This is a genomic window from Hydrogenophaga sp., from assembly GCF_019635465.1.
In the GTDB taxonomy this organism is placed as follows: domain Bacteria; phylum Pseudomonadota; class Gammaproteobacteria; order Burkholderiales; family Burkholderiaceae_C; genus Hydrogenophaga.
Map to the genome: position 1 here is coordinate 1 of NZ_JAHBZK010000017.1, position 15,718 is coordinate 15,718.

General features: G+C 66.4%; 15 protein-coding genes. 9 read left to right on the plus strand and 6 right to left on the minus strand.

What is annotated here, in order from left to right:
* Together KF871_RS15200 and KF871_RS15205 are read right to left on the minus strand one after the other, a co-directional pair.
* The coding region (locus KF871_RS15200) for a DUF58 domain-containing protein (RefSeq protein WP_291144287.1) at nt 1-832 on the minus strand (832 nt) is incomplete at its 3' end.
* A 5-nt stretch (nt 833-837) separates the two neighbouring features.
* Nucleotides 838-1,758, minus strand: a complete 921-nt coding sequence (locus tag KF871_RS15205; RefSeq protein ID WP_291144608.1) for an AAA family ATPase — start codon at nt 1,756-1,758, stop codon at nt 838-840.
* 42 nt (nt 1,759-1,800) lie between these two features.
* On the opposite strand from KF871_RS15205, the gene KF871_RS15210 reads away from it, so the two are divergent.
* Complete coding sequence (locus KF871_RS15210; protein WP_291144290.1) at nt 1,801-2,754, plus strand: histone deacetylase family protein; 954 nt, start codon at nt 1,801-1,803, stop codon at nt 2,752-2,754.
* Between the two features lie 34 nt (nt 2,755-2,788).
* On the plus strand, nt 2,789-4,078 hold the full coding sequence (locus KF871_RS15215; RefSeq protein WP_291144294.1) for a mechanosensitive ion channel domain-containing protein: 1,290 nt from the start codon (nt 2,789-2,791) through the stop codon (nt 4,076-4,078).
* Nucleotides 4,079-4,126: 48 nt separating this feature from the next.
* Here KF871_RS15215 and KF871_RS15220 read toward each other — a convergent pair whose 3' ends face one another.
* The 3 genes from KF871_RS15220 to KF871_RS15230 form a co-directional block, all read right to left on the minus strand.
* A complete protein-coding gene (locus KF871_RS15220; RefSeq protein ID WP_291144297.1) occupies nt 4,127-5,422 on the minus strand; it encodes a TRAP transporter large permease in 1,296 nt (431 codons plus the stop codon).
* Nucleotides 5,419-5,928 carry a TRAP transporter small permease gene (locus tag KF871_RS15225; RefSeq protein ID WP_291144301.1) on the minus strand — a complete coding sequence of 170 codons (510 nt, stop codon included), beginning with the start codon at nt 5,926-5,928 and terminating at the stop codon, nt 5,419-5,421. The genes KF871_RS15220 and KF871_RS15225 overlap by 4 nt, the downstream gene beginning before the upstream one ends.
* Nucleotides 5,929-6,010: 82 nt before the next feature.
* A complete protein-coding gene (locus KF871_RS15230) occupies nt 6,011-7,021 on the minus strand; it encodes a TRAP transporter substrate-binding protein (protein ID WP_291144304.1) in 1,011 nt (336 codons plus the stop codon).
* 333 nt (nt 7,022-7,354) lie between these two features.
* Here KF871_RS15230 and KF871_RS15235 point away from each other — a divergent pair, with 333 nt between their 5' ends.
* From KF871_RS15235 to KF871_RS15250, 4 genes are all read left to right on the plus strand, one after another.
* Nucleotides 7,355-8,107 (plus strand): electron transfer flavoprotein subunit beta/FixA family protein, encoded by a 753-nt coding sequence (locus KF871_RS15235; RefSeq protein WP_291144307.1) that lies wholly within the window; start codon nt 7,355-7,357, stop codon nt 8,105-8,107.
* A gap of 112 nt (nt 8,108-8,219) precedes the next feature.
* Nucleotides 8,220-9,152 carry an FAD-binding protein gene (locus tag KF871_RS15240; RefSeq protein ID WP_291144310.1) on the plus strand — a complete coding sequence of 311 codons (933 nt, stop codon included), beginning with the start codon at nt 8,220-8,222 and terminating at the stop codon, nt 9,150-9,152.
* A 91-nt stretch (nt 9,153-9,243) separates the two neighbouring features.
* Nucleotides 9,244-11,034: an acyl-CoA dehydrogenase gene (locus KF871_RS15245; protein WP_291144311.1), complete on the plus strand. Its 1,791-nt coding sequence runs from the start codon at nt 9,244-9,246 to the stop codon at nt 11,032-11,034.
* Between the two features lie 80 nt (nt 11,035-11,114).
* Nucleotides 11,115-12,095, plus strand: a complete 981-nt coding sequence (locus tag KF871_RS15250) for a nitronate monooxygenase family protein (RefSeq protein WP_291144314.1) — start codon at nt 11,115-11,117, stop codon at nt 12,093-12,095.
* Nucleotides 12,096-12,150: 55 nt separating this feature from the next.
* Here the strand turns inward: KF871_RS15250 and KF871_RS15255 are convergent, their stop codons facing one another.
* Entirely contained in the window at nt 12,151-13,176 is a 1,026-nt protein-coding gene (locus tag KF871_RS15255; protein WP_291144317.1) for a LacI family DNA-binding transcriptional regulator, read from the minus strand.
* A gap of 182 nt (nt 13,177-13,358) precedes the next feature.
* Here KF871_RS15255 and KF871_RS15260 point away from each other — a divergent pair, with 182 nt between their 5' ends.
* Genes KF871_RS15260 through KF871_RS15270 form a run of 3 tightly spaced genes read left to right on the plus strand, consistent with a single transcriptional unit; the run spans nt 13,359 to nt 15,648 of the window.
* Entirely contained in the window at nt 13,359-13,895 is a 537-nt protein-coding gene (locus KF871_RS15260) for a gluconokinase (protein WP_291144319.1), read from the plus strand.
* Nucleotides 13,892-14,374 carry a TRAP transporter small permease gene (locus KF871_RS15265; RefSeq protein WP_291144323.1) on the plus strand — a complete coding sequence of 161 codons (483 nt, stop codon included), beginning with the start codon at nt 13,892-13,894 and terminating at the stop codon, nt 14,372-14,374. Before KF871_RS15260 ends, KF871_RS15265 begins: the two co-directional genes overlap by 4 nt.
* Complete coding sequence (locus KF871_RS15270) at nt 14,371-15,648, plus strand: TRAP transporter large permease subunit (RefSeq protein ID WP_291144326.1); 1,278 nt, start codon at nt 14,371-14,373, stop codon at nt 15,646-15,648. The genes KF871_RS15265 and KF871_RS15270 overlap by 4 nt, the downstream gene beginning before the upstream one ends.
* The last annotated feature ends 70 nt before the right edge of the window (nt 15,649-15,718 follow it).

A 15,718-nucleotide genomic window follows, 5' to 3' on the forward strand; every position in this document is an offset into this window, starting at 1 on the left:
GGCGCTGGCTGGACAGGGCGTCACGGCTCACCAACTCGTCGCGTCCGGACGCGAAGGCTTGAGCCGCCTTTTTCCAGACCACCGATTTGATGGGGTCGCCGCGGCGATAGGCTCGCACGCCGTCGTACTCGCCGGTGGTGTGCACGCGCGCACTGCCGGCGCCCGCGTCCTGCGGTTCACCGGGGGGCAGCGGGGGCGGGTGGTCCTCCGGCGTGGGGTACACCAGGGCGGTGGCGGCGGGACGCCACAGCGACCACACGCGAAACGTGCCGAGCGGAAACAGCGTTTGCACCAGCACGGTGGGCAGGGCATGCAGGCCGCGGCTCGGCGCTTTCCAGGCGACCTGGAGCATGGCCTGGCCTTGGCCGGGCACGTCGGTCCACGCCAGTGGCGGCGGGCTGTCTTCGTCGCCCATGACACCCAGCCCGATGCCGTGGCGCGGGCGCCGCCGCTCGCTGCCCAGGCGCACTTCCAGCACCAGGGCCTGGTGTGCGTGCACTGGCTCGGGCGGGTTCAGGTGCAGCGACACGCCACGCAGATTGCTGTGGCAGACGTGCATGCCCACCAGCGCACTGCCCGCCAGCAAGAAGGTGAGCAGGTAGCCCAGGTTGAGCTGGTAGTTGATGCTCGCGATCAGCAGCACCAGCAGCGTGACGGCCAGCATCCAGCCCGCGCGGGTGGGCAGGATGTAGACGTTGCGCTGGGTCAGGGTGAGGGTGTCGGTGCGGCGCAGCCGGTTGTGAAACCAGGCCTGCACGCGGCGGCGCAGCGGGCGCAGGGGGTGTCGCCAATGCCAGCCACTGGCCGATGCGTGGGTGGCGGCGGCCGTCATGCTGTTCAGGGCAGGGGCACGGCGTCGAGCATGGCGCGCACCTGCTCGATCGGGCCGCGCCCGGCGTCGCGCACCGGAATCAGGCGATGCGCCGTCGTCTGCGGCAGGATGGCGGCGATGTCGTCGGGCGCCACGTAGTCGCGGCCCTGTAGAAACGCCTGCGCCTTGGCGGCACGCACCACGGCCAGCGCGGCGCGCGGCGACAGGCCTTGCAGAAACCAGCGGCCGCTGCGTGTGGCGGCCACGAGGTCTTGCAGGTACTCCAACACCGGGTCGGCGGTGTGCACCGCGGCGACCGCCTGCTGCAGGTGGGCCAGGTCGTCGGGCGTGAGCGCCGCGGGCAGCGACTCGATCAAGGCGCGACGATCCTGCCCGCGCAGCAGTTCGCGCTCGGCGGCGCGATCCGGGTAGCCCAGCGACAGCCGCATGTGAAAGCGATCCAGTTGGGACTCGGGCAAGGCATAGGTGCCGAGCTGGTCGTGCGGGTTCTGGGTGGCGATGACGAAGAACGGCTCGGGCAGTGCCCGCGTCTCGCCTTCGACGGTCACCTGCTTTTCTTCCATCGCTTCGAGCAGGGCGCTCTGGGTCTTGGGGCTGGCGCGGTTGATCTCGTCGGCCAGCAGCACCTGGGCAAACACCGGCCCTGGGTGGAACACGAAGGCCTCGCGCCCGCGCTCGTAGATCGAGACACCGATGAGGTCGGTGGGCATCAGATCGGCGGTGAACTGAACGCGCGCGAACTGCAAGCCGAACGAGCGCGCCAGGGCATGGGCCAGGGTGGTCTTGCCGACGCCGGGTACGTCTTCGATGAGCAGGTGGCCGCCGGCCAACAGACAGGCCACGCTGTCGGCCACTTGCTGGGCCTTGCCCACAATCACCGTGTTAAGCTGGCTCAGCAGTTGCCGGATCCGGGTGTCGTTGTGCACTTGGGCTTGCATATTGGTCTGGATTCTCACCGCAGTTCAGAGATGGCCCACGCCACCGGTTATTTCACCCACAAGGCATGCTGGCAGCACGAGATGGGCGCCGGCCACCCCGAATGCCCTCAGCGGCTCGATGCAATCGAAGACCGGTTGCTGATGACGGGCCTGGACGCCGCCATCGAACGCCGCGAGGCCACGGCCGCAGCCATCGCCGACCTCGAACTCGCGCACGACCGGTTGCACCTGGCGGCCCTGCGTGGCCTGGCCGACAACCTGCGTGACGACATCGCCGCTGGTGGCCCCTCGCGGGTGCAGGTCGATCCCGACACCTCCATGAACGCCCACAGCTGGGACGCGATCCTGCTGGCCGCGGGTGCGGCCATCGACGCCACCGATGCCGTGTTGGCCGGTGAGCTGGCCAATGCCTTTTGCGCGGTGCGTCCGCCGGGCCACCACGCCACGCGCCGCCAGGCCATGGGCTTTTGCTTCGTCAACAACGTGGCCGTGGCGGCCAAGTACGCGTTGGAGCGTCATGGCCTCAAGCGCGTGGCCATCGTCGACTTTGACGTGCACCACGGCAATGGCACCGAGGACATCGTGGCCGGCGACCAGCGCATCCTCATGTGCAGCTTCTACCAGCACCCGTTCTATCCGGAGTGCGAGCATTCCACCGCGTCCAACCTGGTGAACCTGCCGGTGCCCGCCTACACGCGTGGCATGGCGATCCGCGAACTGGTCGATACCTACTGGTTGCCGCGACTGCACGAGCACAAGCCGCAACTGCTGTTCATCAGCGCCGGCTTCGACGCCCACCGCGAGGACGACATGGCCCAGCTGGGTCTGGTCGAGAGCGACTACGCCTGGATGACCGAGCAGCTCAAGGCGGTGGCCGATCGCCATGCGCAAGGGCGCATCGTGAGCTGCCTGGAGGGCGGCTATTCGCTCGATGCCCTGGCACGCAGCGTCGAGGCGCACCTGCGGGTGTTGGCCGGCGTCTGAGCATTTCCCGATCTCTCTTTCGCAATCGATACCGATGAACGACTCATCATCTGTGCCCCTGCGCCCGGTCGACGACCTGGGTGCCTGGCTGGCCGCCTTCACCCGCCCATCTGCACTCGCCGAAATGGCGGCGCTGGCCGTGGTCGTGGCCCTGGCCTGGTTGCTGGCGCGCCTGTTGCAGCGCGCGCTGAACATGCAGGCCGAACCCAACAGCGTGATGTTCGGGCGCCGCATCATCGACGGGGCGATGTTCCCGCTGATCCTGCTGGCACTGGGCCACGTGGCGCGCGCCATCCTGGCCAAGTTCGTGCCGTTGATCGTGTTCAAGGTGGCGGTGCCGGTGCTGGTGTCGCTGGTGGTCATCCGCATCGGCGTCAAGGTGCTGCAGGTGGCCTTTGTCGAGAAGCCCTGGGTGCGGGTGCTGGAGCGTTCCATCTCGTGGGTGGCCTGGGGCGCCATGGTGCTGTGGGTGAGTGGCCTGCTGCCAGTGGTTCTGGCCGAGCTCGACGACATCAACTGGAAGGTTGGCAACACCACGCTCAGCCTGCGCACCATGCTCGAGGGCTTCATCACGGCCAGCGCGGTGATGATCCTGGCGCTGTGGATTTCGTCTGCACTTGAATCGCGTCTCTTGAAGCAGGCCGTGGGCAGCGACCTGTCACTGCGCAAGGCCGTCAGCAACGCCACGCGCGCGCTGCTGGTGTTCGTGGGGCTGATCATTGCCCTGTCGGCGGTGGGCATCGACCTCACCGCGCTGTCTGTGCTGGGTGGCGCCATTGGCGTGGGCATCGGCTTCGGCCTGCAGAAGCTGGCGGCCAACTACGTCAGCGGCTTTGTGATCCTGGCCGAGCGCAGCATGCGCATCGGCGACAACGTGCGCGTCGACAACTTCGAGGGCCGCATCACCGACATCAACGCGCGCTACACGCTGATCCGCAGCCTGAGCGGTCGCGAGTCGATCGTGCCCAACGAGATCCTGATCACCAACCGGGTGGAGAACCTGTCGCTGGCCGACACCAACGTCTGGCAATCGACCGTGGTGTCGGTGGGCTATGACAGTGATGTCGAACTGGTCACCCGATTGCTGCTCGAGGCCGCCAAGGCGCAACCGCGCGTGCTCAGCGAGCCCGGACCGGGGGTGGCCCTGTCCAACTTTGGTGCCGATGGCCTGGAGTTCACGCTGGGCTACTGGATAGCCGACCCGGAGAATGGTCAGCTCAACCTGCGTTCGGCCATCAACCGCGCCATTCTCGATGCGCTGCGGGCCAACGCCATCGAGATTCCGTACCCGCAACGCGTGGTCCACCTGCGCCAGCAGACCTGAGCGGACGATCCCCGCGGGGTCATCCGTTCCCAGGGGGTGTCGTCGCAGCTATCGGTTCATGAACCCCGGCAGCCAGAGCGCAATCATCGGGAACGCGATCAGGATGCACAGGCGCACGATGTCGGCCATCACGAAAGGCCACACGCCGCGGTAGATGGTGGTCAGCTTCACCTGCGGCAGCAGCGAGCTGATGACGAACAGGTTCAGGCCCACTGGCGGCGAGATCATGCCGATCTCCACGATGGTGACGATGAGAATGCCGAACCAGATGGGGTCGAACCCCAGGCCGGTGATCACCGGGAAGAACACGGGGATGGTCAGCAGCACGATGGCCAACTCCTCCATCACCATGCCCAGAGCCAGGTAGATGCCCATCATCACCAGCACCACCACGATGGGGTGCGGGCTGAAGTGCAACACGAAGTCGCGCAGGTCGCCCGGCATGGTGGTGAAGTTGATGAAGTTGGTGAACACCATCGCCGCAATCAGGATAGTGAACAGCATGGCCGTGGTGCGTGCGCTTTCGATGAGCACGTCCAGCAGCAACCTCGGCGTGAGCGAGCCGCGCGCCAGCGCGAAGAAGAACGCCCCGGCCGCTCCCACACCAGCGCCCTCGGTGGCGGTGAAGACGCCGCCGTAGATGCCACCGATGACCAGCGCGAACAGCACCGCCACGCCCCAGATGCCACGGATGGCCTGCAAGCGCTGGCGCCAGGTGAATCGCTCGGCGCGGGGCCCGGCGGCCGGGTCGCGCCAGGTCACGAACACCACCGCCAGGCACAGGCAGGTGATGGCGACGATGCCGGGCAGGATGCCGGCGATGAACAGCTTGCCGATGTCGGTCTCGGTGATGATCCCGTAGATCACCAGGATGGTCGACGGCGGGATCAGGATGCCCAGCGTGCCACCCGATGCGATGGCGCCGGTGGCCAGGGTCTCCTTGTAGCCGTGGGCTTTCATTTCGGGAAACGCCACGCGCGCCATGGTGGCCGCGGTGGCGATGGACGATCCGCAGATCGAACCGAAGCCGCCCGAGGCAATGATGCTGGCCATGGCCAGCCCGCCGGGGCGGTGACCCACAAAGGCGTTGGCGGCGGTGAACAACTCGCGCGCCATGCCCGCGCGCGCCACGAAATTGCCCATCAGCACGAACAGCGGGATCACCGACAGCACATAGGCAAAGCCGGTCTCGAAGATCACCTGGCTGGCGCTGGCCAGGGCAGGGTTCCAGCCGCGCAGCAGGCCCATGCCCACAAAGCCCGAGATCGCCATGGCGACCGCCAGCGGAATGCGCAAAAAGGCCATCGCGAAGACGGCCAGAAATCCCAACAAGGCTTCGGTCATGACGGCTCTCCTACCTGCGTGGCGCCATGGAACGAAGGCTCTGGTGGTCGCACGAAGACGAACACCAGGTGCACAAAGCCCGTCACGAAGAGGAACGCGGCCATGACCCAGGCGACCGGCGCCATCGGCAACTGCAGGTGCACCGTGATGTCGCCGTATTCGGCAAACCGGTCGGCGCGCAGCAGCATGAGGCGCCCCATGTAGGCGAATGCCACGCAGCAGATCAGGTGCACGATGCGCTGCTGGATGCGGTGCATCCACTCGGGAATGAAGGCATCGAGCGAATCGAACACCACGTGCTCGCCGCGCCAGGACACCAGCGGCAAGGCGCCGAAGATGACGATGACCATGAGGATTTCGGTGACCTCCAGGCCGCCGGGCACCGAATGACTGAGGAACTTGCGTCCGCTCACGTCCACGAGTGTGAGCAGCATGATGGAAAACAGCGCCATCGCGGCCATCAGGCCGGTTGACCAGCGCAACGCGCGGTCCAGCAACTTGAGCATGACTGAGCAGCCTTCAAAAGAAACCGGCGGGCAGTCGATAAGGCGACTGCCCGCCGGTGACATCGGCCCGAAGGCCGGGGTCTTATTTCACCTTCTTGATTTCGGCGCGGAACTCGGCGAGCACGGCCTTCGGATCCTTCAGACCCTTGGCGCCCGCAGCGGCGGCCCACTTGTCTTCCAGTTCGGATTGCTTGGCGGCAACGGCCTTGATGAAGGCCTCGTTGGCCTGGATGCGCTGCACACCTTGCTGCTTCTGCAGTTCGCGGCTGGCGGCATCGACCTTGTCCCAGCCCTGACCGAACATGCGCGCGGCGTGCTCACCCGACAGCTTGTCGACGACGGCTTTGTCTTGCGCTGACAGGCCGTCGTATTTGGCCTTGTTCATCATGAACACGAAGCTGGTGTTGTAGAGGCCACCAGGGAAGGTGGTGGCGTACTTGATCATTGACAGCTTGAAGGAAGCGATCGACTCATCGGGGAAGAAGGTGCCGTCCATCACGCCGGTGGACAGCAGTTCGAACGACTCAGGCGCAGGCTTGAGCGTGGTGTTGAAACCCAGCAGCTTGGACAGCTCGTTGATGTTGCCACCACCGATGCGGAACTTGAGCTTCTGCGCCTCTTCCACGCTGGTGACCGGCATCTTGCTGTTGAAGATGACGCCAGGGCCGTGCGTGAACACGCCCAGCACCTTCACGCCGCGGTGTTCGCCCAGCGGTGCGAAGTACTTGTCGTAGATGCGCTGATAGGCCACCGAGGTCGGCACGGCGCTGTCGCCCAGGAACGGGAACTCGGCCACCTGGGTGTTGATGAAGCGACCCGGCGTGTAGCCGTCCACCGTGTACGAAATGTCGGCCAGACCGTCACGCACGGCGTCAAAGGTGCCGGGCGCTGCAGCCACGCCCTTAGGCAGGATGTTGCACTTCATGCGGCCGGCGCTTTCTTTCTCCAGCTCGTCGCACCAGCTCTTCTGGGCCACGCTCAAGGTATGGGTAGGGGGTACCCAGGACGACACCGAGAAAACGGTCTGCGCCGAGACGGCACCAGTGGCCAGCAAGGCGGCGGATGCCACGGACAGGACGGAAACGAGCTTCATGCGCATGCTCCAAGGAGGCGGTTGATGTGTTTGGCCATTCGTTACTCAACATAAGCAACTGGCGCTGATCCACTATAGGACAAGGGGGTATGCAGCCGCCTCCTGAATTACCCGAGTTCGCCGACCTTGCGGTCGGGAAATGTCGGCCGGACGACATCCCGACCCGCGGCGCTCGGACTTTGGTCGTGATGGTGATGCCATCGATATAATTCAAAAAAGCACGATCGTTCGTTTTTGCCCATTGGCAGGTCGTTCAATGGGTGGCCTCTACAATCCCGGTTGACGTGCACGTCAATTGCGCGACCACATCAACACCAACAGGAGCAAGCCAGCATGAAGGTTCTCGTCCCCGTCAAACGCGTGGTGGACTACAACGTCAAGGTCCGCGTCAAGAGCGATGGCACGGGTGTGGACATCGCCAACGTGAAGATGTCCATGAACCCCTTTGACGAAATCGCGGTGGAAGAAGCGGTTCGCCTCAAGGAGAAGGGTGCCGCCACCGAAGTGATCGCCGTCTCCTGCGGCGTCACCCAATGCCAGGAAACGCTGCGCACGGCCATGGCCATCGGTGCCGACCGCGCCATCCTGGTGGAAACCGCTGAAGAACTGCAACCCCTGGCCGTGGCCAAGCTGCTCAAGGCGCTGGTCGACAAGGAGCAGCCGGGTCTGGTGATCCTGGGCAAGCAAGCCATTGACGACGACTGCAACCAGACGGGCCAGATGCTGGCCGCGCTGGCCGGCCTGCCGCAGGCCACCTTTGCCAGCAAGGTGGAAATTGACGGCAGCAACGCCAAGGTCACCCGCGAGATCGACGGCGGTCTGGAGACGCTGTCGGTGGCCATGCCCGCGGTGATCACCACCGACCTGCGCCTGAATGAGCCGCGCTACGTCACGCTGCCCAACATCATGAAGGCCAAGAAGAAGCCGCTGGAGACCGTCAAGCCCGAGGACCTGGGCGTGGACGTGACCCCGCGCATCAAGACCCTCAAGGTCAGCGAGCCGCCCAAGCGCGGCGCCGGCGTGAAAGTGCCCGACGTGGCCACGCTGGTCGATAAGCTCAAGAACGAAGCCAAGGTGCTTGGATGACAGAAGACGCCGCGCTGCGCGCGCGCATGACGGATGACTCCCTGCGGACGACCGTCATCAACGCGCAGCGACGTCATTCGTCATTTGTCATCAGATTCAAGGAAACAACGTCATGACTTCTCTCGTCATCGCTGAACACGACAACGCGTCCATCAAAGGCGCCACCCTCAACACCGTGACCGCTGCCGCTGCCTGCGGTGGCGACGTGCACGTGCTCGTCGCCGGTCACAACGCCGCCGCCGCGGCCCAGGCGGCCGCGCAGATCGCCGGCGTCGCCAAGGTCATCCTCGCCGACGCCGAAGGCTTCGCGCACGGTCTGGCCGAGAACGTCGCAGCACAGGTTGTGGCCATCGCTTCGGGTTACAGCCACATCCTGTTCCCGGCCACCGCCGGGGGCAAGAACGTGGCGCCGCGCGTGGCCGCGCTGCTGGACGTGGCGCAACTCTCCGACGTCACCAAGGTCGTGAGCGCCGACACCTTCGAGCGCCCGATCTATGCCGGCAACGCCATTGCCACCGTGCAAAGCACCGACGCCACCAAGGTTCTCACCGTGCGCACCACCGGCTTCGATGCCGCAGCATCCTCGGGTGGCAGCGCAGCGGTCGAGAGCGCCAGCGCCGTGGCCGACAGCGGCAAGAGCAGCTTTGTGGGCAGCGAGATCGCCAAGAGCGACCGCCCCGAACTCACCGCGGCCAAGATCATCGTCAGCGGTGGTCGTGCACTGGGCAGCGCCGAGAAGTTCACCGAGGTCATGACCCCACTGGCCGACAAGCTGGGCGCCGCCATCGGTGCCAGCCGCGCCGCGGTGGATGCGGGCTACGCGCCCAACGACCTGCAGGTCGGCCAGACCGGCAAGATCGTCGCGCCGCAGCTCTACATCGCCGCCGGCATCTCGGGCGCCATCCAGCACCTGGCCGGCATGAAGGACTCCAAGGTCATCGTGGCCATCAACAAGGACCCGGAAGCTCCGATCTTCTCGGTCGCCGACTACGGCCTGGAAGCCGACCTGTTCGAGGCCGTGCCCGAGCTGATCAAGGCACTGTGATGCCCGTCGAGCGTTCGGTGTTGAGCGTTGAGCGCTCGCACCGGACGCTTTTTTATTGCGCGCAACGCCCAACCCCCAACGCACAACGACCATGAGCTACACCGCCCCACTCAAGGACATGCTGTTCAACATCGAGCACCTGGCGCGCATCGACCAGGTGGCGCAACTGCCCGGTTTTGAAGACGCCGGTCTGGAGACGGCGCAGGCCGTGCTGGAAGAGTGCGCCAAGCTCAATGAGGGGGTGGTGGCGCCGCTCAACCGCGAGGGCGATCTCAAGCCGTCGTTCGTGAAGGACGGTGTTGTCACCACCACGCCGGGTTTCAAGGACGCTTACCGCCAATACGCCGAGGGTGGTTGGCAGGGCCTGCAGCACCCCACCGACTTCGGTGGCCAGGGCCTGCCCAAGACCATCGGCTCCGCTTGCGGCGAAATGCTCAACAGCGCCAACCTGAGCTTTGCGCTGTGCCCCCTGCTGACCGACGGCGCCATCGAAGCCCTGCTCACCGCAGGCAGTGATGTGCAGAAGGACACCTACCTGCACAAGCTCATCAGCGGTGAGTGGACCGGCACCATGAACCTCACGGAGCCGCAGGCGGGTTCCGATCTGGCGGCGGTGCGCTCGCGCGCCGAGCCACAGCCCGATGGCACCTACAAGATCTTCGGCACCAAGATCTTCATCACCTATGGTGAGCACGACATGGCCGACAACATCGTGCACCTGGTATTGGCGCGCGTGGTCGGCGCACCCGAAGGCGTCAAGGGCATCAGCCTGTTCACCGTGCCCAAGTTTCTGGTCAACGCCGACGGCTCGCTCGGCGCACGCAACGACGTGCATTGCGTGAGCATCGAGCACAAGCTCGGCATCAAGGCCAGCCCGACCGCGGTCCTGCAGTACGGCGACAACGGTGGCGCCATTGGTACGCTCGTTGGCCAGGAAAACCGCGGCCTCGAGTACATGTTCATCATGATGAACGCGGCCCGCTACGCCGTCGGCGTGCAGGGTATCGCGGTGAGCGAGCGCGCTTACCAGCAGGCCGTTCAATACGCGCGCGACCGCGTGCAGAGTCGCCCGGTCGACGGCAGCATGAATACCGCCGCGCCCATCATTCACCACCCCGATGTCAAGCGCATGCTCATGACCATGCGCGCCGCCACCGAAGGCTGCCGTGCCATGGCCAGCGTGGCGGCTGCCGCCTACGACGCCTCGCACCACCATCCGGACGCCGAGGTGCGCAAGCAGAACCAGGCGTTCTATGAATTTCTGGTGCCGCTGGTCAAGGGCTACAGCACCGAGATGAGCCTGGAGGTCACCAGCCTGGGGGTGCAGGTGCACGGCGGCATGGGCTTCATCGAAGAAACCGGCGCCGCCCAGCACTACCGCGACGCCAAGATCCTGACCATCTACGAGGGCACGACCGCCATCCAGGCGAACGACCTGGTGGGGCGCAAGACGTCGCGCGACGGCGGCACTGTGGCCAAGGCCATTGCCGCGCAAGTGCAGCAGACCGAGGCCGACCTCGCCAAAAGCGGCAGCGCCAACGCCAAGGCGGTTGCCAAGCGACTGGCGGCCGCGCGTGAGTCCTTCGTGCAGGCGGTGGAATTCATCGTCGCCAACACCAAGACCAACCCCAACGCGGCGTTTGCCGGCAGCGTGCCTTACCTCATGCTGGCGGGCAACCTGATGGCGGGCTGGCAACTGGCGCGCGCCCTGCTGGTGGCGCAGGACCTGTCTGCCAAGGGACAGGACAAGGCCTTCATGGACGCGAAGATCACCACCGCGCGCTTCTACGCCGACCACATCCTCAGTCGTGCGCCGGGCGTGGCGGCTTCGATCGTCGACGGTGCCGAAGGCGTCACCGAGATGGCCCTCGAAGCCTTCTGAATTTCATTGAGCGTTCGGTCCCGGGTGCCCAGGCGCTCGCCCAACGCGGAACGCACAACGCACAACGTCCAGGAGACCCCATGCCCGCACCCGAGCGCTACCTGCCCCCGGTCCTCAAGAACCTCAAGTTCCCGGTGATCGGCTCGCCGCTGTTCATCATCAGCAACCCCAAGCTCGTGATTGCCCAGTGCAAGGCTGGTGTGGTGGGTTCGATGCCGGCGCTCAATGCGCGCCCGGCCTCGCAACTGGATGAATGGCTGTCCGAGATCACCGAGGCGCTGGCCGCGCACGACAAGGCCAACCCCGACAGCCCGGCCGCGCCGTTCGCCATCAACCAGATCGTGCACAAGAGCAACGACCGGCTCGAGCACGACATGCAGCTGTGTGCCAAGTACAAGGTGCCGATCATCATTACCAGCCTGGGCGCGCGTGAAGACGTCAACCAGGGCGTGCACAGCTGGGGCGGCATCGTGATGCACGACGTCATCAACAACGTGTTCGCACACAAGGCCATCGAAAAGGGCGCCGACGGCCTGATCCCCGTGGCCGCGGGTGCCGGCGGCCACGCCAGCGTCAAGAGCCCGTTCGCCATGATCCAGGAGATCCGCGAGTGGTTCGGTGGCCCGGTGGCGCTGTCGGGCTCCATTGCGTCGGGCGGCGCCATCCTGGCCGCGCAGGCCATGGGTGCCGACCTGGCCTACATCGGCTCGGCCTTCATTGCCACCGACGAAGCGCGCGCGGTCGATGGCTACAAGGAGATGATCGTCCAGAGCAACTCGGACGAAATCGTCTACAGCAACTTCTACACGGGCATCCACGGCAACTACCTCAAAGGCTCCATCCGCAACGCCGGCATGGACCCGGAGAACCTGCCGGTGAGCGACCCGAGCAAGATGAACTTTGCGTCGGGTGAGGGCGCCAATTCGGCCAAGGCCTGGCGCGACATCTGGGGCTGTGGCCAGGGCATCGGCGCCATCCGCGAGATCGTGCCCGCGGGTGAGCTTGTCGCGCGTTTCAAGCGCGAGTACGCCGAGGCGAAGGCGCGCATCTGCGCAGCCTGATCGCCCATCGGGCCCTCCGCAAGAGCCGGCAACTGCCGGCTTTTTTGTGCGTGCGTCAGCTGCTGCCGCGCACCACGAGTTCAAAACCCAGATCGGTGCTGGCCTGCACGGCCGGGTCACCGCGCAACAGGGCGAGCAGGGTGCGTGCGCCCGCCTCACCCACCGCACGGCGCGGCGTGCGCACCGTGGTCAAGGGCGGCAGCATCTGGTCGCTGCCCGACAGGTCGTTGAAGCCGGCCACCGCGATCTGCTGCGGCACGGCCACGCCCAGGCGCAACGCAGCCAGCAGGCCACCCTGTGCCAGGTCGTCGTTGCAGAAGAAGATCGCGTCAACGTCGGGGCGCGTTCGCACCAGGTCTTCGAACAGTTCACCCCCCAGGCGCATGGATGAGGGCTGCGGACTCAGCAGCTCAAGGCGCGCGTCGTAGACGCCCGCATCGCGCAGGCAATGGCGATAGCCCTCGGCGCGCTGCAGCGTGCGTGGGTCGAGCTGGGCGGCGATGAAGGCCACGCGCCGCCGGCCACGGTCCAGCAGGTGTTGAGCGATGGCGTAGCCCGCGTCGTGCTGCGAGAAACCCACACAGTGCACGCCCGGCGCGGCGGTGAGCTCCATCAGGTACACGCAGGGAATGCCCGAGGTCGCCACCATCTGGCGCGCCGCCTCGGTGCGGTCGAAGCCGGTCAGCAACAGCCCCGCGGGCCGCTGGGCGAGGTAGCCGCGCAGGAGTTGTTCTTCTTCCATCGGGTCGTAGTGCGTCACGCCGATCAGGGGCTGGTAGCCATGGGGCAGCAGCTCGCGGTGCACGGCTTCGATCACGTCCACGAACAGCGCGTTCGACAGCAGCGGCACCAGCACCGGCACCTGGGTGCCGCGTTGCGAGGCGAGGGCGCGGGCAGCGGGGTCGGGCACGTAGCCCAGTTCGGCAGCGGCGACCTTGACGCGCTCGACGAGTTCGGCGGCCACGCCGCGTTCGCCACGCAGGGCGCGCGATGCGGTGATCGGGCTCACACCCGCGCTGCGGGCGACTTCCTGCAAGGTGATGCGCCCACTGGGGCGACGGCGGCGTTCGGAGCTGGGCAAGAGTTTTCCCGGTGGTTGGGTGAGTGAATTGGACATTAGGATAGCGCTACCATAGCGGGCTTCGCATCCAGATCGACCCTGATTGCACGCATCCAGGCGGCAAGCGTCGAGTGAATGCGACACCCATCGGCGGCGATTCGTGAGAGCCGCCTTCTTTCGATTTCTTTGGATAGCGCTACCCGATGTCCACATCCCCGCTTCCCACCCGCCTCGTCGTCATGGGCGTGGCCGGCTGCGGCAAGTCCAGCCTGGGCCAGCAGGGCGCGGCCGCGTTGGGTCTGCCGCTGTTGGAAGGCGACGACTTCCACTCGCCCGCCAACCTCGCCAAGATGCGCGGCGGTGTGGCGCTGAGCGACGACGACCGCGCGACCTGGCTCGATGCCCTGGCGGCGGAGCTGGCGCAGCGACCCGACGGCGTGGTGCTGACCTGCTCGGCGCTCAAGCGGCGCTACCGCGACCGACTGCGCGCCGCCGCACCGGGGTTGCGCTTTGTGTTTCTGCAGCTCACCCGCGAGCAGGCACGCGAGCGCGTGGCGGCCCGGCCCGGGCACGTGTTTCCGGTGAGCCTGGTCGACAGCCAGTTCGAGGCGCTGGAAGACCCCTGCGGCGAACCCGGCGTGCTGGCACTGGACGCCACACGGCCACTGGTCGATCTGGTGGCGGCACTGGCGGATTGGGTGCGCCGCACACCCGCGCCCGGCGAGGAGATGCGCGCATGAACCTGCAACGCTGGATCAAACATCTGTCGGAGGCCTTGCTGGCCATGTGCCTGCTGGGCATGGTGGTGGCCGTGTTCGGCAACGTGGTGCTGCGCTACGGCTGGGGCACTGGCTGGGTGGTGTCGGAGGAGCTGTCGCGCCTGCTGTTCGTCTGGCTGGTGGCCATCGCCGCCACACTCACCTTCGCTGAAGGCAAGCACCTGGGTTTCGACCTGGTCACCGCGCGCCTGCAGGGTCTGCCGGCGGCGGCGTTGCGCTGGCTCACCCGCGTGCTCATTGCGCTGTCGCTGTACTACCTGATCACCGGTGCCTGGGCGCAGGTGGTGGTCGGCATGGACAGCCACAGCCCGGTCATGAACTACCCGCTGGCGCTGGGCGCTGGCGCCATCCTCGTGATGGGCGTGTGCATGGCCGTGCTGCTGTTGCTGCAGGCGCTGGCCGAGCTGCGGGGCACGCCCGCATCGGGAGAGTCGGCATGACCATCGTGCTCTTCCTGCTGGTGCTGTTCGCCGCCATGACGGTCGGTGTGCCCATTGCCTTTGCGCTGATGCTGACGGCACTGGCGCTGATGGTGCAGCTCGACTTCTTCGACGCACAACTGCTGGCGCAGAACGTGCAGGCCGGCTTCGACAGCTTCCCGCTGCTGGCGGTGCCCTTCTTCATTCTGGCCGGTGAGCTGATGAACGCGGGCGGCCTGAGCCGGCGCATCATCGACCTGGCCAGGGCCTTCGTCGGCCACATCCCGGGTGGGCTGGGCTACGTGGCCATCGCGGCCTCGTTGCTGCTGGCCTCGATGAGCGGATCGGCCATTGCCGACACGGCCGCGCTGGCCACCTTGCTGCTGCCCATGATGCGCGAGCAGCGCTACCCCGAAGGCTCGAGCGCCGGCCTCATCGCCTCCGGCGGCATCATCGCGCCGATCGTGCCGCCCTCGATGCCGATGGTGATCTACGGGGTGACCACCAACACCTCGATCAGCAAGCTGTTCCTGGCCGGCATCGTGCCGGGCGTGATCATGGCCACCGCGCTGGTGCTGGTGTGGCGCCGCATTGCGGGCCGCGAGCACCTGCCGGTGGCCGAGAAGACCGACTGGCCGCACCGGCGCCAGGTGTTGGCGTCCAGCGTGTGGGCCTTGTTCATGCCGGTCATCATCATCGGCGGCCTGCGCCTGGGGCTGTTCACGCCCACCGAGGCCGCCGTCGTGGCCGCCGTGTACGCCATGCTGATCGCGGTGTTCGTCTACCGCGAGCTCAGCCTGGGCCGCCTGTACCGCGTGTTTGTCGATGCCGCGCGCACCACCGGTGTGGTGATGTTCCTGTGCGGCGCGGCCACCGCGGCCAGCTACATGATCACGCTGGCCGACCTGCCCAACCAACTGGCCGGGGTGATGGGCCCGCTGCTGCACAACCCCATGCTGTTCATGGCGGTGGTGGCGGTGTTCCTGCTGGCCGTGGGCATGGTCATGGACCTCACGCCCACCATCCTCATCCTGGCGCCGGTGCTGGCGCCGCTGGCGGCCAAGGCCGGCATCGACCCGGTGTACTTCGGGCTGATCTTCATCTTCGTCGGCTGCCTGGGCCTGCTCACGCCGCCCGTGGGCACGGTGCTCAACGTGGTCGCCGGCGTCGGCGGGCTGCGCATGGCGCCGGTGATTCGCGGCGTCATGCCCTTCCTTCTGGTCTACGCGGCCGTGCTGGCCCTGCTCATCGTGTTCCCCGCCATCGTCATCCAACCGCTCAAGTGGATGTTCTGACGATGACCCCTTGCCCCATCCGGGGATTCGCTTCCACCGACGGCCTGCGGGCCCCTACAACCAGGAGATG